The following is a 21,744-nucleotide window of genomic DNA, read 5'->3' as shown; positions in this document are numbered from 1 at the left end:
GGATTAAAAGGAGAGGATCTCCCGATAAATAATAACCAAACATGAACTGATAGAAATAAACGCTATATATAGTTTTATTTGAGCGCTGTTCATACTATTACAGAATATTTCTGAAAGCTTGAACCCTACTAGTGTTGCTGGAATTAAAGGCAGGGTAAGCTCTATCTGTTTTAAAGAATAGTTTCCGGAGATCAACAGCATAATGATGGACAAGCTTGTACCTATCAAAAAATAAAAGCCTAACTGCGCCCGAACAATTTCCTCCCGACTGTTCTGATAGACCAAAGCGATGGGTGGGCCCCCTATAGATGTTGTCGTCCCCATCAAGCCAGAAAAGAAACCTGCAATAAGTAAGTTCTCATTGGTTGGCGCTACCTTAATATGATGATAACTGATTGCTACCGATAAGATTATCAATAATGCAAAGCCTAATGAAATCAGGCTTTGCGGTATAAGGCTCAACAGTACTATCCCTAGAAGGGATCCAGGAATACGGCCGTAAAGCGCTATAGCAGTTCTTCCCAGCTGAATGGACTTTCGATGACGTAGTGACATTAAGAGTGAAAGACAGCATCCGAGGGTGAGTATCGGACCGGGGAGAAATCTTGCGTCAATTATGACGAGAATTGGTGCAGCAACTAATGCCAGCCCAATCCCTGCCAGGCTTTGTATGAAAGAGGCGAAAGCAACAATGATAAAAGCAAAAATGTATAAATCGTAGGGTAACGGCATGCTGAGACAGGATCGTAAAAAGTATTATTTTAAATGTATTTTTCTCTCTTAGTTATTTGAAAATCTTATTGATTAATAAGGACTTTTTTAGATGGGCTTAATTGGTTTAGTTGTGCTGCAGATGGAGTAGCTATTTTAAAAGGGCCTGATTTTATCAGGCCCTTTTTAGTGGGTATCCATCGCGGTTTTTAAGCAACTTCCGCTGCGATTTTCTGGCTATCCATGTACTCATCAAAGGTACCGTGGAAATTGATCATCTTCTGATCTTTTATCTCGATAATATGAGTGGCCAACGAAGAGACAAAAGCACGGTCATGGCTGACAAAGATCAGTGTTCCGTCAAAGCCGAGGAGGGCATTGTTCAAGGCTTCGATTGCTTCCATATCCATGTGGTTGGTTGGCTCATCCATAATCAGGACGTTCAGATCCATCATCATCATTTTGCCAAACAGCAGACGGTTTTTCTCTCCACCGGAACAGACGTTAACTTTCTTATTAAAGTCATCAGCAGTAAAAAGCAGGCGGCCTAACATCGCTCTTACTTTCAGATCGTCATGTTTTGGTGTACGCCACTGGGACATCCATTCGAAGAGTGTCAGGTCGCAATCAAAATCAGCACTGCTATCTTGTGGGCAGTAGCCAATCACGGCATTTTCTGACCATTTGATCGTGCCTTCATTGGCTTGAAGTTCGTCCATAAGGCAGCGTAAGAAGGTGGTTTTACCCGCACCGTTTTCACCAATAACCGCAAGTTTTGCACCGGCTTCTAATATAAGGTTTCCATCTGCAAACAGGGGATTATCTTCAAAACCATGGCCGACATCTTCCAGAATAAGCGCTTGGCGATGTAACTTTTTATCCTGCTTGAACGTGATATAGGGAATCTGACGGCTCGAGGCTTTAACTTCAGCTAACTCGATTTTTTCCATCTTTTTAGCACGAGAGCTTGCCTGTTTTGCTTTAGATGCGTTAGCAGAAAAACGGTTTACAAAGGATTGGAGTTCATCGAGTTCGGCGCTCTTTTTCGCGTTGTCCGTTAATAACTGTTCACGGATCAGGGCAGACGCTTCCAGGAAAAAGTCATAATTCCCCGGGTAGATTCTTAACTCGCCATAGTCGATATCCGCCATATGGTTGCAAACCGCATTCAGGAAGTGGCGATCATGGGAGATAATAATCATGGTGCATTTTCGCTGGTTCAGAACGGACTCAAGCCAGCTGATCGTATGGATATCCAGGTTGTTGGTCGGCTCGTCCAGTAACAGAATATCAGGGTTGGCAAACAGCGCCTGAGCTAACAGCACGCGCAATTTCCAACCAGGGGCTACCTGACTCATCAAACCAAAATGGTATTCTTCGGCAATACCCGCTTCTAACAGGATATCACCCGCACGGCTTTCAGCGGTGTAACCATCCATCTCAGCAAATTCGCTTTCCAGGTGGGCAACCTTCATGCCGTCTTCTTCGGACATTTCCGGTAGTGAGTAGATACGATCACGTTCCTGCTTCACTTTCCAAAGTTCAGTATCACCCATGATGACCGCATCAATAACGGTGTATTCCTCAAAAGCGAACTGATCCTGGCTGAGTACCCCCATCTTCTCACCCGGTGTGATAGACACGTTGCCAGAAGTCGGCACCAGATCACCACTGAGAATCTTCATGAAAGTGGATTTACCGCAGCCGTTAGCGCCAATCAAACCATAACGATTACCGTTACCGAATTTAGCCGAAATATTTTCAAACAATGGCTCAGCGCCAAACTGCATTGTGATGTTCGCAGAGGATATCAAGGGAGTGTCCTGAGGGTAAAAAATAGAAGATCTACAGCCGCTTTTTCAGTGCTGTGACAGAGGCGCGTACTCTACCAGAAAAAGGCGGTGAAAAGTGAGTTTATTGCGATATCGAGTTAAGTAATCTCATACCTTTTACTTTGCTCGGCTGGGTTAATGTTTTGTTATCATCTGCTGATCAGTTAAAGGAATGAAACATGGCTAGAGAAGATTACGATAACGGCTTAAAAGTGCGTACAGAGGTAATGGGCGAAGCGTTCGTCCAGAAGGCGATCGACAACACCAATGAGACCACACAGGATCTTCAGGACTGGATCAATGAACACGCCTGGGGTAGTACCTGGCAACGTGAGGGGCTTCCGCGTAGTACTCGCTCCCTAGTAACGATTGCCATGCTGGCTGCTTTGAAAGCACCAACCGAATTAAAGGGGCATGTCCGTGGCGCGTTAAACAATGGCTGTACGCCGGAAGAGATCAAAGAAGTCCTTCTGCATTCGATTGTTTATTGTGGTGCACCTGCTGCACAGGAAGCGTTTCGTGCGGCTAAAGAAGTGCTGGAAGAGTACGAAGGGAAGTAGTGTTCCCTTCTTAAGCACACTGATGCTCAACCAGTGTTTCCAGTCGGTGAAATGCGACCAGGTTGGGTAGGTAGATAATTCTGACGGTCATGCCTTGGTTGGGCATCTGGTAGGCTGACATAAGATCGCATACTCGATTCGCGTACGCTTCATCAGCCAGGGAGCGGCGGATTACGCCAACGCGAAGGATCTTCTCTGATTCCCACTTGGCTTCGGCAGCAACCGGATCCTGGTTGCTGTTAAGATAGCCCGCAACTTTGCTGTGTTTACGGCTATAGTTTTTGCCTGGCTGTTGTTTACTGTTGTCTATTTTTTCTGAGCGTACGTCATCATTGCTATAGTAGCCGGAAGGTTTCTTTGGCTCATCAATGAAAAATGCAGTCGCGCTTGCCTGAGTACTTAATAGTAGTGATAGCAGAATGAAAGTCAGGCTTTGTGGTGCAAATTTAAGTCCGTTAAATCTAGCCATAGGTACGATGCTCAATTTTAATTAATTAAAAAATATCGCATCTGTTTTGATATTAAAAACCAAAGTTTATTAAAATTTTAACTGTTTTTTTCCTAGTTTCTGACGGGTTTCAATGCCAGCGATCACGTTCAAATCAGCCCCGGTGACTGAGCCACTTTATTATCTGCATAACGCCGAAATGGTGATTGAGTGGAGCCTAAACCACCACGCAGATCTGTTGCTTGATGATGAATTGGCACTTCTCAAACAGCTATTGCAGTTAGAAACCGCACCCAAGGCTTTACTGTTTCGTCTGATGATGCGGCGAGGTGAGCTTTTTAGGCTAGGTGCGTTGAGCTATAAAGAAGCTGAGCCTATATCTGAATCGCTTACTCATTTATACCGTTATCTTATGGTGGGAGCTGATCCTTGCCTTTCTATCACAGAATTAACAGGTTTGTGCCGCAAAGCAGAGTGCCTCGAATTAGCCTTGGAGCTGTTACCAGAAATTGAAATCAAGAAGAGCCTGAGTAAAGCGGAACTTGTCAATCTACTTGAAGAGCACTGTGGCACTTTATCCAAACCATTAGCTGACTGGTGGCAGGAATGCCCATTCAATGTCATTCGTTTTAACTGCCGTGATCTTTTCGATCGTATCCGTTTGATGTTTTTCGGCAACCTGTATCAGGATTGGTCTGAGTTTGTCGCCACTGAGCTGGGTTACCTGAAGTATGAGTCAGTAGAGCTAAGTTCAGATTCGAGGGCTTTCAGGTCTAGGGCTGAAGTCAATCATTACCTCTATCTGGCAGACGTTCAAAACGGGTTGAAGCAAGGGGAATCTATTGAAGTCCTGGCAGAGCAGGTGCTTGAGCGGTTGGATGTTGCTGAGCTATCTCCATGGCTATCCGAGAAGATGCACAAACTTCTATTTGAACTGGGCCATCAAGCCGAACGAGAAAAAAATACTGAGCTGGCCTTACACCTCTATGAATACAGTGGAAATTCTCAGGCCAAGCTGCGTCAATTAAGGGTGATGGAAAAAGTGGCTTGCCCCGGTGAGGTGTTGGAAAAGTCGCGAGCGTTGCTTGAAACCGTAAAGCAACCTGAGCTGCACCTTGGAATTAACCGGGTAATGAAAAGAGCTGCCCGCAAGTCTGGATTGGATCTTCCCGCTAATCCATCCATAACGCTACCTAAGACGCAACTGACACTAGCACAGCAGGCCGATTGCTCAGTGGAAACGATGGTTAGTCATCATATAGACGCTGAAGGTGTTCACAGCTTTCATGTTGAAAGTCGCTTAATGAATACACTGTTTGCGCTGTTCTTCTGGCCCGCAATCTATAAACCGGTACCTGGGGCATACTTCAATCCATTTCAGGATAAGCCTGCGGATCTCTACAGGTCTGGCTTTAAAGCGTTACGAGAAGATGAAATTAACGCGGGTTTTGGGTTGTTAGAAGACAACTCCTACAAGGATCTGATTCTGCAGCGCTTTAAGGAAAAGCAGTATACAGCGTGTCGTTTAATTCATTGGCCTTCAGTCACTGAAGATTTGCTTCAGTTAAGCCTGGCGCTGATACCGCCCGCAGACCTTCGGGCTCTCTTCGAATATATGTTTCTGGATCTGAGAAATCATCGTCGAGGCCTACCTGATTTGATCTGTTTCGATAAACAGGCAAACACTTATCGAATGATTGAAGTAAAAGGGCCAGGTGATCGTCTTCAGGATCACCAGCGATTATGGCTGGAGTATTTGCACCAGAAGGGCATTGATGTCGAAGTCTGCCATGTTGTTTGGGCTACCCCAGACAACTGATCTATCTGTTAAATACAGTACTTTAGTCGCTCCCATTTAGATCTTTATAGCAATTATGGTTAGGGGTAATCCCTATTAGCATTAGATAAAAATAAGAAAGTGCTAATAAAGACCATGTGCCATCTCAAAATCTGTAGCCTCAATCTGCGTAAGCTGATTGTGATGATTTTTCTGTTTCTGCTTACTTTGCCATCGCACTCGGGTGTGCTCAAAAAAGAGGATGTCATCGCAGCTTTTCCCTCACCTTATATCGTGGGTGATAAAGATGAAGCCTTGCCGGTCTGGCCTTTATATCAGCAGATATCTACAGATACGCCGTTGGTAGGTTACGCCTTTGAGTCAATCGATATGGCAGCGGTGCCTGGTTTTGCCGGGATTCCGTACAATCTGCTGGTCGCCATGGATCCTGAAGGTACTTTTATCAGTATCAGGGTTTTGTCTCATCACGAACCTGTTTTTCTGGAAGGCCTCGGTGAGAAACCACTGATTGATTTTGCTAAACAGTATTCCGGCATCTCCCTGATGCAGAATATTAAGATTGATGCGAAACCTACTCTGGCGCAGCGTGAAAACAAAGCCAATGCCTATATTGATGGGGTAACGAAAGCCACAGCCTCAGTACGTATTTTTAACCAGTCAGTACTTTCATCATCATTAACCGTCGCTCGGGAAAAGATGGGATTTGCCAAAGGGCGGGACCCGGATCTTATTGCACGAATAAAATCAGACCTCTATGAGCCGATGAGCTGGCAACAGCTTGTGGATGAAGGCTTGATCACCCGGTTTACGTTTACCAATAAACAAGTAGAGGAGATGTTTGTCGGTACGATCGGGGAAGGGCAGGATGAAGAGGGCTTGGCTGCGCCTGAAGAGGAGTTCATCGAGTTATTTATTGCCAACCTGTCTGTACCGATGGTCGGGCGCAACCTGTTATTACCTGAGGCCTGGGCTTATTTGCAGGAGAGTACCGCGCAAAATGATCAGGTGATTCTGGTTATCGGTAATGGTCGCTTTTCATTTGTTGGAGAGGACTTTGTCAGGGGAAAAGTGCCTGAACGGATTAGTCTGCATCAGAGCGAACTGCCTGTTGAGATAAGGGATTTCGATCTGAGTGACCGGCTTGATCTTTTTGAGCTGGATTACCAGATCAAGTTGCCTGAGCCATTGGACGATCACGAGTGGAAAGCGTTTCATATCATAGGGCAAGCGGGGCTGGATCCGGCTTATCCGTATGAATTTAAGCTGCACGTACCGCGCCAGAAAGGCTGGCTTTACCCAGAAACCGTGGTTAAAGATCTTGATCTGAAAACCGAGTTAAGCGCTGATTATTATGTTGCCGCTGAGTCGGATAACAAAACCTGGCATAGCCTGTGGGCGGGTCGCACAACGGATATCGTCATCTTGCTGGTGGGTTTATCAGTACTGACCATTGTATTGATACGTTACCAACTGCTCACCAAAAGTCAGCAGCATCTGCGTTGGTTCCGACCTCTCTATCTGCTGTATACGTTGGTGTTTATCGGCTGGTATGCGCAGGGACAGCTTTCAATCGTCAATATCACCGGGGTTCTGCAGGCCTGGTTAGCGGGAAGAAGTCTCGAGTTCTTCCTCTATGACCCTATGACGGTCATTATCTGGGCTTATATCGGATTAACCTTCTTTGTGTGGGGGCGCGGAACGTTCTGCGGATGGTTATGTCCCTTTGGAGCATTGCAGGAGCTCATCGGTAAGTTACTGGCTTTTCTCAAACTGCCGCAGGTGAAGGTGTCTGATCAGCTGGATGCCAGACTGAAATGGATCAAATATCTCGTTTTGATTGGGATTCTTGCGGTTGCGGTGGTTTCGGTACCGCTTACAGGTTCTGTAGTTGAGATTGAACCTTTTAAAACCAGTATAACGCTGATCTTTGATCGCTCGTGGCCATTTGTGTTGTGGGCTGTTGTGCTACTTTCACTTAGCTTGTTTGTCTATAAAGGCTACTGCCGCTATATCTGCCCGTTGGGCGCGGGGATGGCTATTTTTGGCAAGTTGCGAATCTATAACTGGTTGCCGCGTAGAGACGAGTGCGGTTCGCCTTGTCAGTTGTGTAATAAGCGTTGTGAATACCAGTCGATAGAGCGAAGTGGCAAGATTGATTACAACGAATGTTTCCAGTGTTTAGACTGCGTTGTGATCTATGATGATGACAAACAATGTGTACCTTTAGTGGTGGCGAAAAGAGGGCGCAAACTTAAAGTAAAACAGGTGGCTTAATAACGATACTATCGTAGTGGTACTAGTTTACGATTTTATTCCGGTGACTCTGAACTATGCTCAATCAGATGATTAAAGATTGAGGTGTTCAAATGGACAGCATTCAGGGTATCGTCAGCGGCGTTTATATTGGCCAGCCTTCACCTATAGGGCCTGAAGACGCCCCCAGTGGTATCTACAAATCGGCAGTGCCGGAGGCGCTATTGACCAGGATGGGACTCGAAGGTGATGTTCAGGTGGATCGGCGAGTTCATGGCGGCCCAGAGAAAGCCTTGTATCAGTTTCCCGAAGAGAATTATAGCGTTTTGAAGCAGGCGCTGGCGCACCTCGATCCTAAGTTTATTCCCGGCTCCATAGGCGAGAATATTTCCAGTATAGGCATGGACGATCAGCAGATCCATATCGGTGATATTCTCCAGATCGGTGATGCGATAGTGCAGGTATCCCAGCCGCGGCGGCCTTGTTGGAAGGTTAACCATAAATATGGCAACGGGCATATTGCACCCATATTGATGTCTCAAGCGGTGAGTGGTTGGTACTACCGGGTTGTCGAAGAGGGACTGATTCGGCAGGGGGATCGGATTGACCTGATTGATCGTCTTGAAGATAGTGTGCCGGTCGCTGAAATCTGGAAAATCTTCTTAGAAAAACTCAAATCGCGAATGCCCCCCGAGGCGTTTAATACAGATATTCCAGGTTTATCTTCGGAATGGCAGTTTAACTAGGTTAAGCGTCATTAATTGTATTCTAGTTGTTTAGCCTTCTCGAGTAAAAAGTCTACCAATACGCGGACTCGACGAGCTTTCTGGCTGTTTTGCACGAAGAAAAGGTACAGGCCTGAAAAGGGGTGCCAGTAGTCTTTCATTAAAGGGACGAGCTCGCCACGCTTGAACTGCTCGCTAACGATCGGTGTAACAAGGCAGCCAATCCCTAACCCTTTACTCGCCGCATCAGTCATTGCATTTGTATCATTAACAATAATAGAGCTGGGCATCTCGATATTAAGAACTTCACCTTTGTGCTCAAGTAGGAGAGGGGCAAGCTGGTTAGACGCGCTAAATCTATAACGAATCAGGCGGTGATGTTGTAGATCTTCAGGTTGTTTAGGAACGCCGTACTTAGCAACATATTCAGGTGAAGCAAACAGAGCCGCTTCAAGGTCGGGGGTTAGCTGACGTGCAACCATACCTGCTTCTAGTCTTTCACCAAAACGAATACCTAAATCGATACCCTCATCAAGTATGTTGACCGTTTTATCGGTTAAAGAGATCTCTAATTGGATATCTGGATATAGATCACAAAACTCAGCGTAAATCGGCTTAAGGAATATCTCAAACACGAAGTGAGGCAGCGTAATACTGACGCGGCCTGAGGCTTTTTCACTCAGGTCCTGCACGGACTCCAATGCAAAATCCAGCGTGCTTAGGGCGCTTCGGGTTTCTTCATGCAATTGTTCACCGGCTTCAGTTAGCTCAATACTTCGTGTGCTGCGGGTAAAGAGCGGTAAACCCAGATGGTTTTCTAATTGCTTAAGCGCCTGGCTCACGGACGGTGGGGCAATTTCTAGCTTTCTCGCAGCACCTCGAATACTGCCTTCCTGAACGATGGCATGGAAGATGGTGAGTTGGTTAAAGGTAGCGCCTTTCATAATCAGTATGTTGTTTGTTAGGCAGTAGCTAATAATTCATTAGGCATTATGAGTCTAAAAATTAATAGTTTCCAGTTCTAAACTAGATCCAAGTTAAATCGTTTGGAGTTTCCCCCCCATGAGCAAAGTTCTGGTTATTTCAGGTCATCCTGATCTGCAAAAATCTTTTACCAATACCGTCATCCTTGAAGAGCTGAATTCCGCATTAAGTGATGTTGAAATTCGCCGTCTGGACGCTCTGTATCCAGATTTCAAAATTGATGTTGCTGCTGAACAGGCTGCGTTGGTTAAAGCGGATTTGGTCGTTCTGCAGTTTCCGTTTTACTGGTATTCCGTACCGGGATTATTAAAACAGTGGATTGATGATGTGTTCAGCTACAACTTTGCTTATGGTGCGGAAGGTGACAAGTTGAAAGGGAAGGATTTCCTTCTGTCTTTCACCATTGGGGGACCAGAAGAGGCTTATGGCCCTCTGGGCAACAATCATTTCAGTATTGAAGAACTGGTAAAGCCACTCCAGCAGACCGCGTATCTGGCTGCTATGAATTACATAAAGCCAGTTTATACCCATAGAATGGTTTATATCCCAGGTGTTTATAACGAGCTAGAGGATGTGCAAGGGCGGGCTAAAGAGCATGCTACTCGTTTGATTAGTCAGATTGAAAAGCTAACCAACTCTGCAGAGGTCCGTATTCAGAAATTTGTTTCTGAATGGTTTGAACAATTTGATCAGTTACCTCAGGAGAGTGAATTCTTTACCAACTCCCTAGCCGAAGATATTAACTGGGTCATGCCTGAAGGTGCATTTAGTGGTCATGAGGGTTTCCGGTCTTGGTATGCGCAGGCCCGGGAAAGTTTTAAGCCCGGTTGTGATCATGATGTGGAGCAACTGGAGATCAAAGCGACTGAAAATGGCTTCCAGGCCGATCTGCGCATTCGACTGCGAGCTGAAACCTATGAAACATCAGTCTTTAAGGGTGAGTCGCTGAATCTACTGGTGAATGAAGTGTGGCAGATCGGCCTGAATGACTCGGGAGATATATTATTAAATGACTATCGTGTAGTACCCGTAGCTAATTAATATTTTAGTCTTTGAACTTTTAATTTATAACTTTTTGAACGTTTCCTCCTAAACTGGATCAGAGAACCATCAACTTTCATGTCATGGTTAAGCCGATCCGGTTAGGGGGAGCTGTGAAAAAGAATAATCAATCCTTTGCGCAACTAACGACCACGTTATTTGCGACGCTGTTAATCAGTGGCGCTGTTGGTGCTTCTGACCTCGTATTAACCAACGGTAAAATTCTCACGGTTGACTCCCTGTTTAGTGAGGCACAGGCCATTGCTATTGATGGCGGCAGGATTGTCGCCATCGGCAGTAATGCCTCGGTCGCAAAACATATCAAGGCAGATACCAAGCTAATCGACCTGAATGGCAAGACGGTTATTCCGGGGCTAATAGACAACCATATGCACCTGGTTCGTGGCGCTCAGAACTGGCAGCGTCAGATCCGCCTTGAAGGGGTCTTGGATTATCAGGAGGCGCTCTCGCAGATAGAGAAGGCAGCCAAACGTGCTAAGCCTGGCGAGTGGCTTACCGCTCCGGGCGGCTTTGTCGAAAGGCAGTTCGATGGCAGGCCGGGTGCAGGTTTCCTGCGTAAGGATTTAGACCGGGTAGCCCCTGAAAACCCCGTTTATCTTCAGCACTTATTCGATTGGGGCTATGCAAACAGCGCAGCATTGGAGCGTATTGGCGTTAACCCTGAAAACCCTGAAGGAATGGCGGGTCTGTTGCTGGACAATCAGGGCCTTCCCGAAGGACCGGTGACCAAACGAGCTCAATGGTTGATTGAGCAGCAGGTTGCTCAGGATAAACAAGCTGACCAGCTAGCGAATGCACATCAGGCATTATCAGACCTGGCTAAGACAGGACTAACCACAGTCGTTGATGCGGGTGGATTTAACACCGTTGACAGTCTTTATGCGCCTTTTCAGTCTTTGGATGAGCAGGGGGAGCTACCGATCCGGCTTTATTATATGAAGCAGGTGGTTGATTGGCAGCAGGGTAATAGAGCCACAAACTTACAGCGTCTGGATGGTGTGCGTTTTGGCGAGGGAAGTGACTTTTTCAAACCTGTCGCGGTAGGTGAACAGCTATTGCTCTCTGTTCAGGATACGGCAGGTAGTCCGGCTAATTCAGGTGATGCAGTAAAAGCCGAGTTCCTGGAAAAGGCTGCCGAACTGGCGAAAAGAGGTGTGCAACTGCATCTCCATGCGGTTAATGATCAATCAATAAATCAGCATCTGGATGCCTTTGCTGAAATAAATAAAACCTACCCGTTGGCCCCGCTGCGCTGGACACTTGCCCACGTTGACGGAATCCAGCCGGAAACTATTGATCGTGCTAATGATTTAGGGATCTTATTTGCAATTCATAGCCGCCCGGTTCTGATTGGTTATCGGTTCCAGTCCCGGTTTGGTCCAAAAGCGAATCAGATGACACCGATGAAAACCCTGACCGAAAAGGGCGCGCTGTGGGGGTTGGGTTCTGACAGCCCTACAGTCTCAATCTATAACCCGTTCCGTACGTTATGGTGGGCTATCAATGGCCGTATGGTGGATGGCACCAAGGTTTCGGAGCAAAACGTAGACCGTAAACAGGCTTTAATCGCGCATACAATTAATAACGCGCGTTTAGCCAATGAAGAGTCTAATTTGGGATCACTGGAGATCGGTAAGCGTGCTGATCTGGTTGTTATCGATCAAGACTATATGAAAATTGAAGCCAGCCAGATCTCCAAAATACGATCTCTGGCGACTATGGTTGATGGCGAGTGGGTTTATCGAGACGCGAGCTTTTAAGCAATATAGAAGCTCGTATCTACTTAGATAAAAGAAGTGAACAGCTGTTAAATAATTATTCGATATGAATAATGCTCTAAATTAGCTATATTGGCTTTAATGAATGGATTAAAGCGGTTACTTACAGCTTACTTCAAAGCCGGTCTGGACGAAGACAAAATCGATGAAACGTATCGTCGTAAATACGTGGTCAATCTGTTTTCGTTTGTCGGAATGTCCATCACTTTTGTTATGGCAACCGCAGCGTTGTTCGCACAAAACTGGTTACTTTCAGCGATCCTTTACATCGCAAGTTCTACTTACCTTTTTGGTTTCTTCTACCAGAAACAGACCGGCAACGTAAAAGCCTCATCGAATATTGTCCTGTATTCCCTGATTTTATTGATGATCTATCTGGTTTATGCCGGTGGGGCCAATAATACCGGGCCGCTTTGGATCTTTATGGTCGCTCCGGTTGCTCTGTTCCTACATGGTTTGAAACGTGGGCTTATCGATATAGGTATATTCCTATTTGGCATCAGTGGGCTGCTCTTCTTTCTCGACGAGACATTACTTGCGGCAACATATGATACTGATTTTAAAATAAGGCTGATTTTGTCGTTTTTGACGGTCACATTCCTGTCCTCATTTTACGAATACTCTCGAGAAGAGTCATACCAAAGAGCGTTGGAAATCAGTCAGGAATTTGAGCAGTTGGCAAAAGTTGATCCTTTGACCAAATTGTCTAACCGACGTGATGCCTTAGAGAAAATTGAGTACGAGTTCCATCGAATGGAGCGCACTCAGGAGCCCGTTACCGTTTTACTCTGCGATATCGATCACTTTAAAGCCATAAATGACAATTATGGCCACGATGCAGGTGATCTTGTTCTCGTGTCTTTATCAAGGCTCTTTGAGCTGCAGATTAGGGCGCAAGATACTGTCTCTCGCTGGGGTGGTGAGGAGTTCCTGTTTGTACTGCCGCAAACAGATTTGATCAATGCGAGTATCTTTGCTGAAAAGCTGCATAGGGCGATTCGACTAAATACAGCCTTCTATCAGGGGCAGGTTATACAATGCACCACCAGCATTGGTATGTGCCAGCTGGATCCAGGCACCTCAATCAAAGAATCGCTACGAAAAGCCGATGAAGCCTTATATCAGGCGAAGGATGCCGGCAGAAACACGACGATGCCCCAGGTGGATCGGACGAACTGATTTTCTCGGTAAAGCGTTTCGGCTGTTGAATTTTTCTAGCGCACTTTCCTTTTGTTGTCGTTGTTTTAGAAGACAACTACCCAACTTATCTCACGGTATTCCTACCATCATTTTTCGCTTGGTACAGAGCCTTATCGGCCCTGTTTAAAAGTGTGGTTATCGTGTCGCCGTCCTGAGGGGTTGAAATACCAAGGCTGGCGGTTCCATCACCGATCACGACAAATTCATGATTTGCGATAGCGTCACATAACTTACTGGCAATCAATTTCAGCCCTTCAATATCTGTTTCAGGGCAGATAACAATAAACTCATCGCCACCCCAGCGACCGGCATAATCAGTTCTTCTGATCTCATTACTGAGAATGTCAGCATACTCTTTAAGAACCTCGTCACCGACATGGTGTCCATAGTGATCATTGACCTCTTTAAAGAAATCAACGTCGATCATAACAACACCGAAATCGTGGTTATATCGTTCGGTTCGATTGAGCTCGTTTTGAAGTAGCTCATCGATTTTCGTGCGGTTGTAAAGGCCTGTGAGCTTATCCGTTGTGGCCATTAGTTCGAGCTTTATCTGAGCTTTTTTGAGGTTTTCCAGGGCTTCCTGGGTTTTTTCCTTGGCAGCATTAAGTCGCCAGTATAAGTAGGAAAAAATTGCGATAAGGCAGATAACCGCCGCAATAATTAAGCCGAGTAATTGATAGTCGAGTTCAGTTTTTACATCGACGGCCAACCACTTTTTATTGATGCGCTCAAAATCTTCAGGAGATAGGCTATTGGTTAGTTTTTCAAAAATGCTTAGTAGCTCGGGTTCATCGTTACGAGTAGCTGCGCCAAGTCCGCCATAACCTGGCAGCTCACCACCAATTTTTAATCCCGTTACTCCGTCTGTTTTCAGGGCATAGGCAATAACCGGCCAGCTGTCTATGAAACCGTAGGCTTCACCATTTTTTACTTTATCGAAGCCTTCGGCGCGATTTTTTACCTCTGCTATTTGTATTTTGGGGAAAGCATTAGGAAGGTTTTCAATAGCGGCATACCCTTTAGGAATGGCAAAGGTTTTGTGCATTTCTCGGGTGAAATCAGGGTTAGGTTCTGCAGAGCTATTCACGGCTACTGCTAATGGGAAGTTTAAATAGGGCGTAGTGAAATTAAGGTAAACCTCACGCTGCTTTGTGCGTTTGGCGGCTGAAATGAGATCGCATTTCCTGGTACGCACCGCTTCAAGTGTTTCGTTCCATGTTGTAGTGGGGTAGAGAACGATGGGGATACCCAACCGTTCCTGAAAGAGATCGAAATAATCGGCCGTTATCCCAAAATGGCGTCCACGCTCTGATATCTTTTCATAGGGCATCCAGTTCGGATCGATACAAAGCTTTAACTGCTTCTTTCTTTCAAGGTAGGTCTTTTCCTGGTCACTCAAAAGCAGAACGTGGGTTTCTGCATTAGCCCCGCTAAACAAAAAGAATGAGATGAGAAAGGTTACGAAAATACGTCTACTGACTTCCACGTTACTGCGTTCCGTCTGAATCTTGCTATTTGGTTATTGAATTGCCGTCTAATAATAGACGGGGTTTGAATGTTTTGAAACCAAGCATGGATGTTTTAAAAGTCAAGGTAACTTGATGATTAATAAGATATAAAGAGGCTATAAGTATTTTTAAATTACCCCGGTCATAAGACAGCGTTTTGATACCCGGTGAATTGAGGCTGTTTTCCAGACTAACATAGATTTATTTTGAAATTTCAAATGGCCAATTCTGTCCGATATTGGTCCGATAGTTATCTGATTATTCAGGCCCCTGTTTTGCACAATAGATTCAACGTTTAACAAAACAGAAAAGGATAGAATGATGACGGATACAGCGCTGCTTGTAATTGATGTACAGGACTCATTTAAACACAGAGATTACTGGACAGATGAACTGTTTGTCCCCTATCAGAAAAAACAAAACCAACTGATTCATCATGCCCGCCAGCAAGGGTGGGAGGTTGTATTTGTTCTGCATAATGAGAAAAGCGGAGTCTTCTCTCCAGAGTCCGGTTATGTCCGTTTAATGGACTTTCTTGATAAACAGGCGGATGATCAGGTTTTCAATAAGCATGTTCATAATGCGCTGCTTGAAAGCGGCTTGCATGAACATTTGCAGGCCAAAGGGATTACCAAGCTGGTTGTCAGTGGAATTCGTACCGAGCAATGCTGTGAGACAACAACCCGTGTCGGTAGTGATCTGGGATACGAGGTAGATTTTGTGGTGGACGCGACTTTAACTTTTCCAATGCACGACCCTTTTACCGATAAGCTGGTAAGCGTTGAAGAGATTCAGCAGCGAACCTGCCTGGTATTGAATCAACGTTTTGCCAAGATTTGCTGGACTGAGGAATATGCAGGCTAAGCGACGTCGAATCTATATGCTGGTGCTACCCAGAGTACATATTCTGGATCTGGCAGCACCTGCCCAGATCTTTGCTCATCCGAAATTAGAGGATGAGCTTGAACTGCACTATATATCACCGTGCCCTGAGGTCTCTTCGAAACAGGGGTTACACCTGGCGCAGTTAGAACCGCTGCCGCACAACATCGAGCCGGATGACTGGTTGTTATTAATTGGCACCAGTCGCCTGGACCGCCATCTTCATGAAGCAGCCTATCAACAGTCAATAAACTGGCTGAGTACTGTGGGGGCTGATTTTGCCTTGCTGGCCGGGATCTGTTCCGGAACAATTTTGGCCGGAAAGGCGGGGTTGTTGGATGGACGCCGTTGTACCACACATCATGATCTGACTCATTCGCTTGGGCAGATAGCACCTCGCGCTCAGGTTCAGGAAGACTGTATCTTCGTCGCCGATGAAAATATCTGGACCAGCGCAGGGATTACCACTGGCCTGGACCTGTGCTTGCAACTGGTGGCCGAACACTGGGGGCAGGACAGTGCTCTGGAGATTGCTCGGGAGATGGTGCTTTATCAGCGCCGTTCAGGAAATGAGCCCCAGCTTAGCTTCTGGCTACAGCACCGAAACCATACCCAGTCACGCATCCACAAAGTTCAGGACCTGATTATGCAAGCACCCGGGCAAGATTGGAAAATTGCACAGCTGGCAGAAGAGGTGTTTCTTAGTGAGCGCCACCTGCGGCGTTTGTTTACCGAAGCGACCGGTTTTAGTGTCCAACAATATCTGCAACAAGCGCGGGTAGAGTTAGCTAGACAGCTCCTTGAGCAAACCAGCTTCTCATTAGATGCGATCGCAGAACGCTGCGGCTTTGCAGCGGAGAGGAGTTTGCGCAGAGCTTGGGAGCAGTGGAGAGAGGGCACGCCGAGTCGATACCGCAAGGGGTTAGGTTAGACGTACTGGACGTCACCACGCGACTCGTTCGTATGGTGAAAGGCACTTACGTAGCGAGGCACGCCCTCATGCCGAAATGACTCATTATCGGCACGGGACGTGTCTCGCTACAGTGTTTGTTTAAGTGATCAGCGACGGCAGCTGTGTACCAGAAGCGAACAATTAGAAACACTATCTAATCGAAATTAGCAAATAGTTAATTGTGATGTTTTTGAATATATTTCTTAGTAATGCTAAATAACTAGTTATCAACGTCAACTGAGGGGCGGTCAATTTGACCGATATCCAGCATTGGTGCAGCATCAAGGTGCTGAGCATCCAGCATAAAGGAAACCCTCTCCAGAGCAGAGATAATCATGGACTGTTCCCAGTCTTGCATATCGTCAAAGCGGCGGGTAAACATATCCTGTTGAGTCGTAGGGGCGCCTTTCATTAGTTCGAGCCCATTAGTACTCAGTGAAATCCACACTTTGCGCTTGTCATTTAGGCCACGTTCTCGTGTGATCAGTTCTTTTTTTTCTAGGCGGTCAAGAATACTGGTAACGGTGGCTTGCGTCAGCGTAACCTCTTTAGCTAATTCACCGGTAGTCACAGGTGCAATCTGCCTTAATGCTTGCATTGTCATCAGTTGCGCCAGAGTTAGCCCGGTTAACCGACTAATCTCTTTTTCCTGCATATCTGTAGATCTGATGATCTGACGTAGAAGTACAAGTGCGTCTTGGCTTTTATCCATCATTTCTAACCTGACTTTAATTAAGCGCGCATTTTATCCGAGCTTGCATCTCTTGTCATAATTTAGAAAAAAACATAGTAATGCTAATTAATACTTTGGCTTTTTTGAGCTTTTTTGCACCGTTTTAAAGCGATTTGGTAAATATCTGGTTGAAATTGATCCAGCTTGGTGTTTTATAATGTATAGTATTACTAAATAATTGCATTGCTAAATATTAGAATGTCTAACGAAATAACTTATAGAAAGCCTGAGGATATGGATGGCGCTCAGGTACATGCTTTAATTGAACGTTGCCCTCCACTTGATACGAATTCTGTTTATTGCAATCTGCTTCAATGCCAAGATTTTGCTGAAACATCGATTGTTGCTCAGAACGAGCAGGGAGAGATCGTGGGCTTCATATCAGGCTATGTCCCTCCTAAGCGGCAAAGAACCTTGTTTATTTGGCAAGTAGCGCTTGACTCAGAGTACCGTGGGCAAGGAATAGCATCCGAAATGTTAGCTAGGTTGTTTAGTCGAGATAATGACCTGAAATACATCGAAACCACTATTTCCCCAAGTAATACAGCGTCTCAAAAGTTGTTTAAAAACTTTTTTACTACACATCATATGGCGCTTGAGACCCATACTCTTTTCGAAAGCGGTATTCACTTCTCAGATGATCATGAGGATGAAGTTCTATACCGGGCAGGCCCAGCCAAGCAGTTTGCTCCCATTCATGCAGTTTAGCTTTTCCCTCTATTAATTTTGAAATCTCAATAAGCCTTTTGGAGGCTAATAATGAAAATTTTTGAAGAGATTGAATCTGAAGTTCAGTCTTATGCACGCTCCTTTCCCCGTATTTTTAACCGGGCAAAAGGTGAGTTCCTATACGATGAAGAAGGTAGTGAGTATTTAGATTTTTTGGCGGGAGCAGGGACACTGAACTACGGTCATAACAACGACATTTTTAAACCCGCACTCATCAAGTATATCGAAGAGGATGGCATCACCCATGGCCTTGATATGCATACCAAGGCGAAAGGTGAGTTCATGGAATCTTTTAACGAAAAGATCCTAAAACCCCGTCAGCTCGATTACGTAATGCAGTTTACCGGTCCAACAGGAACCAATGCGGTTGAAGCCGCAATGAAACTGGCTCGTAATGTGACCGGACGTGAAAATATCATTGCGTTCACTAATGGTTTTCACGGCGTGAGTCTTGGTTCTTTGGCTGCTACTGGTAATTCCCATCATCGTGGTGCGGCAGGTGTAAGTCTTAGCGGTGTTACACGAGTACCTTACGATGGCTACCTAGGGGATGAAATAGATACAACTGAGTATCTGGAAAAGGTCCTGTCAGATACTAGTAGCGGTGTTGATCTTCCGGCAGCAGTAATTGTTGAAACTGTTCAGGGTGAGGGTGGCATTAACGCGGCCAATTTCAAATGGCTTCAAAATCTGGAAGTGATTTGCCGTAAGCATGAAATTCTACTGATTATTGATGATATTCAGGCAGGTTGCGGGCGTACGGGAACTTACTTCAGCTTTGAAGAAGCAGGGGTCACTCCAGATATTGTCACTCTTTCCAAATCATTGGGTGGTTACGGTTTACCATTCGCGGTTGTTTTGTTTAAACCTGAACTTGACCAATGGAAACCGGGCGAGCATAACGGCACATTCCGCGGTAACAATTTTGCGTTTGTTACAGCAAAGGCCGCAATTGATCACTACTGGTCTGATGATCAGTTCTCAAAAGAGATCAAACAGAAAGGCCGCTATGTATCGGAACGTCTTGAAAAAATCGTAGAAAAATACGGAGAGGGGAATTTTACGACGCGCGGCCGCGGCATGTTTCAGGGTATTAACTGTGTCAGCGGTGAGCTTGCATCCAAAATCACTAAAAAGTGCTTCCAGAATGGTTTGATTATTGAGACCAGTGGTGCCGACGATCAGGTTGTTAAGTTCCTTTGTCCTCTTGTGATCAAACAAGAGAACCTGGCAAAAGGGATCGATATTGTTGAGCAGGCAATTAAAGATGTTTGTGACGCAGAAAATACCATTCCGGAAGATAACGATTACTTCGACGCGGTATACCACCAGTCAGCATAAGGAAAAACCTGATGATTTTACGTACATTACAAGAAGCTGAAAAATCAGAGCGCCGTGTTGTATCCCCCGATGGAAACTGGGAGAGCACTCGATTACTACTTAAAGACGATAATATGGGATTCTCTTTCCATATTACGACCATCTATGCAGGTACTGAGAGCCATATATGGTATCAAAATCACCTTGAATCGGTTTATTGCATCAGTGGTGAGGGTGAAGTTGAAACATTAGATGATGCGGAAATCCACCCGATCAAACCGGGCTCTATTTACATTCTAGATAAGAATGATGAACACCTCTTACGTGCACATACTGAGCTAAAGCTGGCCTGTGTTTTTAACCCTGCTCTTAATGGTAAAGAGGTGCATGACGAAAATGGAGTTTATCCATTAGAAGGGGATTAAGGATCTTAAAATGTTACAGCCTGAAGATGTTTACCCTTCGAGAATTAAAGATTCTGCTGAAGTGTTGCCTCGTGTTGATCCAGTCATCCATCCGTCTGGTATTGACGGTTCTGAACTACTGGGTGAGGCTGACATTGAGAGCTTCAATGAAAAGGGGTATTTGTTACTGCCTAATACGTTTACAGCGACTGAAGTTGAAATGTTCAGGGCAGAATTAGAACGAATGCAGAATGACATATCGTTACTGGGTTCTCCAGAAGCTATAACAGAGCCTGATAATGGCGAGTTGCGTTCTGTTTTTCAGATTCATAAAGATCACCCGGTCTTTTCAAATGTTGCAAAAGATCCCCGAATTGCTGACATCGCACGCTTCATTCTGGGCGGAGATGTTTATATTCATCAGTCTCGCCTCAACTTCAAACCGGGTTACCGGGGAAGAGAGTTTTATTGGCACTCCGACTTTGAGACCTGGCATGTAGAAGATGGAATGCCGCGGATGCGTGCTGTTAGTTGTTCGATCTTACTTACAGATAATGATGCAAAAAATGGTGCATTGATGCTCATGCCCGGGTCACATAAAGAGTATGTAACCTGTGTAGGCGAAACACCGGATAATCATTACCTATCCTCTTTGAAAAAGCAGGAATATGGTGTTCCTAGTGATGAGAGTTTGAAGTATCTAAGTGAAAAGTATGGAATCGATTGCGCAGAGGCTAAGGCCGGCTCGGTGTTAGTTTTCGACTGTAATGTAATGCACGGTTCTAACAGTAACATCACCCCTGATCCGCGCAGCAATCTTTTCTTCGTCTACAACCATGTTGATAATATGGTTTTCGACCCGTTCTGCGGTAAACCCCCGCGCCCCGAATTTATTTGCTCTCGCGAAACTATCAAAACTATCTAAGAGCTGGGGGAGTTAATCCCCCAACATCACTTTTTTAATCCGGTAAAGTCATTTTTTTAACGACCACAGTGCCATGCCAAGTAAGTATGCTCCTGCCCATTGAGTGAGTGTTAATGAATGATTGAAATAGATCCAATCCACGATTAATGCTGTTCCCGGATACACAAACTGAAGCATTGCAATGCGGCTGGTATCCAGCCCTCTAATCCCCTCATAAAGAAGTGTGAAGGCAATCCCTGTATGTATAACACCAAGTCCAATTAGCCAAATCCAACCAGAACCTATAGACACAGAGACGTGATTGGAAACGCTCCAGCTCGTAACTCCTGCTCCGACCAGGCATTGCCACCAAGCAAAAGCCAATGGCGAAATATCCGAGTTTGTTTTGGCTATCAGGGTTGTAATGGCATATAAAAAAGACCCAAACAGGCAAAGACCTATCCCAATAATAAAGCCTCTACCATCGACGGTTTCTATCTTATTGAATGCACCGCTGGCTAATGCCAGCCCGAGAATGGCTATCAGCAAGAACACGATAGTGCTTCTTGTAATTCTTTCCTTGAATAGAAAAGATCCCAATAGAACCAGCCAGAAAGGCTGAAGGTGATAAACCAGCGTTGATAAACCGACAGAGATATAGTCAAGAGATACAAAGTATAGCCACCAGATGCTGGCTATTAGGGTTCCAGAAGCAAAAACAGCGAGTAGGCTTTTTGATGAAAGCTTTAATTGAGATAGTTTGCCTTTAATAGCTATCCATAGACCTAGCGAAATGCATCCGAAAAGGCATCTAAAGAACACCGTTGTAGCTGGGTCTTGTTCGGCATTAATAACAAATATACCAATAGTACCCAGTAATAGCCCGCCACTTACCATTTGAAGTGTATGAGTGCTTTGGCGTCTGTCCGTAGTAATTAAAATCATGATGGCAGCTCAT

The 21,744-nt window shown here is 45.3% G+C and carries 20 protein-coding genes; 13 read left to right on the top strand and 7 right to left on the bottom strand.

What is annotated here, in order from left to right:
- Positions 1 to 3 precede the first annotated feature (3 nt).
- Positions 4 to 732 carry a sulfite exporter TauE/SafE family protein gene (locus MED92_RS03205; RefSeq protein ID WP_007020042.1) on the bottom strand — a complete coding sequence of 243 codons (729 nt, stop codon included), beginning with the start codon at positions 730 to 732 and terminating at the stop codon, positions 4 to 6.
- Positions 733 to 920: 188 nt separating this feature from the next.
- Entirely contained in the window at positions 921 to 2,525 is a 1,605-nt protein-coding gene (locus MED92_RS03200; protein WP_040661488.1) for an ABC-F family ATPase, read from the bottom strand.
- A gap of 197 nt (positions 2,526 to 2,722) precedes the next feature.
- Here MED92_RS03200 and MED92_RS03195 point away from each other — a divergent pair, with 197 nt between their 5' ends.
- Positions 2,723 to 3,103 (top strand): carboxymuconolactone decarboxylase family protein, encoded by a 381-nt coding sequence (locus MED92_RS03195; RefSeq protein ID WP_007020040.1) that lies wholly within the window; start codon positions 2,723 to 2,725, stop codon positions 3,101 to 3,103.
- Between the two features lie 10 nt (positions 3,104 to 3,113).
- On the opposite strand, the gene MED92_RS03190 is transcribed toward MED92_RS03195, so the two are convergent.
- On the bottom strand, positions 3,114 to 3,572 hold the full coding sequence (locus tag MED92_RS03190) for a hypothetical protein (protein ID WP_007020039.1): 459 nt from the start codon (positions 3,570 to 3,572) through the stop codon (positions 3,114 to 3,116).
- 112 nt (positions 3,573 to 3,684) lie between these two features.
- Between MED92_RS03190 and MED92_RS03185 the strand changes: the two genes are divergently transcribed.
- The 3 genes from MED92_RS03185 (at position 3,685) to MED92_RS03175 (ending at position 8,348) form a co-directional block, all read left to right on the top strand.
- Positions 3,685 to 5,370, top strand: a complete 1,686-nt coding sequence (locus MED92_RS03185; protein WP_007020038.1) for a VRR-NUC domain-containing protein — start codon at positions 3,685 to 3,687, stop codon at positions 5,368 to 5,370.
- A gap of 162 nt (positions 5,371 to 5,532) precedes the next feature.
- On the top strand, positions 5,533 to 7,623 hold the full coding sequence (locus MED92_RS03180; protein WP_202899525.1) for a 4Fe-4S binding protein: 2,091 nt from the start codon (positions 5,533 to 5,535) through the stop codon (positions 7,621 to 7,623).
- A gap of 92 nt (positions 7,624 to 7,715) precedes the next feature.
- Positions 7,716 to 8,348 (top strand): MOSC domain-containing protein, encoded by a 633-nt coding sequence (locus MED92_RS03175; RefSeq protein ID WP_007020036.1) that lies wholly within the window; start codon positions 7,716 to 7,718, stop codon positions 8,346 to 8,348.
- Between the two features lie 11 nt (positions 8,349 to 8,359).
- On the opposite strand, the gene MED92_RS03170 is transcribed toward MED92_RS03175, so the two are convergent.
- Positions 8,360 to 9,271: a LysR family transcriptional regulator gene (locus MED92_RS03170; RefSeq protein ID WP_007020035.1), complete on the bottom strand. Its 912-nt coding sequence runs from the start codon at positions 9,269 to 9,271 to the stop codon at positions 8,360 to 8,362.
- 118 nt (positions 9,272 to 9,389) lie between these two features.
- On the opposite strand from MED92_RS03170, the gene MED92_RS03165 reads away from it, so the two are divergent.
- The 3 genes from MED92_RS03165 (at position 9,390) to MED92_RS03155 (ending at position 13,330) form a co-directional block, all read left to right on the top strand.
- Positions 9,390 to 10,352 carry an NAD(P)H-dependent oxidoreductase gene (locus tag MED92_RS03165; protein WP_007020034.1) on the top strand — a complete coding sequence of 321 codons (963 nt, stop codon included), beginning with the start codon at positions 9,390 to 9,392 and terminating at the stop codon, positions 10,350 to 10,352.
- Positions 10,353 to 10,465: 113 nt separating this feature from the next.
- Complete coding sequence (locus MED92_RS03160) at positions 10,466 to 12,133, top strand: amidohydrolase (RefSeq protein WP_162010846.1); 1,668 nt, start codon at positions 10,466 to 10,468, stop codon at positions 12,131 to 12,133.
- Positions 12,134 to 12,232: 99 nt separating this feature from the next.
- The gene (locus tag MED92_RS03155; protein WP_007020032.1) at positions 12,233 to 13,330 is read left to right on the top strand and encodes a GGDEF domain-containing protein; all 1,098 of its coding nucleotides are present in this window, start codon (positions 12,233 to 12,235) and stop codon (positions 13,328 to 13,330) included.
- An 85-nt stretch (positions 13,331 to 13,415) separates the two neighbouring features.
- Here the strand turns inward: MED92_RS03155 and MED92_RS03150 are convergent, their stop codons facing one another.
- Complete coding sequence (locus MED92_RS03150; RefSeq protein ID WP_007020031.1) at positions 13,416 to 14,840, bottom strand: diguanylate cyclase; 1,425 nt, start codon at positions 14,838 to 14,840, stop codon at positions 13,416 to 13,418.
- A gap of 340 nt (positions 14,841 to 15,180) precedes the next feature.
- Between MED92_RS03150 and MED92_RS03145 the strand changes: the two genes are divergently transcribed.
- Both MED92_RS03145 and MED92_RS03140 read left to right on the top strand, forming a co-directional pair.
- Positions 15,181 to 15,726 carry an isochorismatase family protein gene (locus tag MED92_RS03145; protein ID WP_238321485.1) on the top strand — a complete coding sequence of 182 codons (546 nt, stop codon included), beginning with the start codon at positions 15,181 to 15,183 and terminating at the stop codon, positions 15,724 to 15,726.
- On the top strand, positions 15,716 to 16,675 hold the full coding sequence (locus MED92_RS03140) for a GlxA family transcriptional regulator (RefSeq protein WP_007020029.1): 960 nt from the start codon (positions 15,716 to 15,718) through the stop codon (positions 16,673 to 16,675). Before MED92_RS03145 ends, MED92_RS03140 begins: the two co-directional genes overlap by 11 nt.
- 241 nt (positions 16,676 to 16,916) lie before the next feature.
- On the opposite strand, the gene MED92_RS03135 is transcribed toward MED92_RS03140, so the two are convergent.
- Positions 16,917 to 17,408 (bottom strand): MarR family winged helix-turn-helix transcriptional regulator, encoded by a 492-nt coding sequence (locus MED92_RS03135; protein ID WP_007020028.1) that lies wholly within the window; start codon positions 17,406 to 17,408, stop codon positions 16,917 to 16,919.
- A gap of 219 nt (positions 17,409 to 17,627) precedes the next feature.
- Between MED92_RS03135 and ectA the strand changes: the two genes are divergently transcribed.
- From ectA to thpD, 4 genes are read left to right on the top strand one after another with little or no spacing between them, the layout of a single operon-like run.
- Positions 17,628 to 18,137: a diaminobutyrate acetyltransferase gene (gene ectA, locus MED92_RS03130; RefSeq protein WP_040661484.1), complete on the top strand. Its 510-nt coding sequence runs from the start codon at positions 17,628 to 17,630 to the stop codon at positions 18,135 to 18,137.
- A gap of 51 nt (positions 18,138 to 18,188) precedes the next feature.
- The gene (gene ectB, locus MED92_RS03125) at positions 18,189 to 19,499 is read left to right on the top strand and encodes a diaminobutyrate--2-oxoglutarate transaminase (RefSeq protein ID WP_007020026.1); all 1,311 of its coding nucleotides are present in this window, start codon (positions 18,189 to 18,191) and stop codon (positions 19,497 to 19,499) included.
- Positions 19,500 to 19,510: 11 nt separating this feature from the next.
- A complete protein-coding gene (locus MED92_RS03120) occupies positions 19,511 to 19,903 on the top strand; it encodes an ectoine synthase (RefSeq protein ID WP_007020025.1) in 393 nt (130 codons plus the stop codon).
- Between the two features lie 10 nt (positions 19,904 to 19,913).
- Entirely contained in the window at positions 19,914 to 20,807 is an 894-nt protein-coding gene (thpD, locus tag MED92_RS03115; protein WP_007020024.1) for an ectoine hydroxylase, read from the top strand.
- 48 nt (positions 20,808 to 20,855) lie between these two features.
- On the opposite strand, the gene MED92_RS03110 is transcribed toward thpD, so the two are convergent.
- Positions 20,856 to 21,731: a DMT family transporter gene (locus MED92_RS03110; protein ID WP_007020023.1), complete on the bottom strand. Its 876-nt coding sequence runs from the start codon at positions 21,729 to 21,731 to the stop codon at positions 20,856 to 20,858.
- Positions 21,732 to 21,744 lie beyond the last annotated feature (13 nt).

The sequence above is a fragment of the Neptuniibacter caesariensis genome (genome assembly GCF_000153345.1).
In the GTDB taxonomy this organism is placed as follows: domain Bacteria; phylum Pseudomonadota; class Gammaproteobacteria; order Pseudomonadales; family Balneatricaceae; genus Neptuniibacter; species Neptuniibacter caesariensis.
This window is presented reverse-complemented; position numbering and strand designations above follow the sequence as displayed.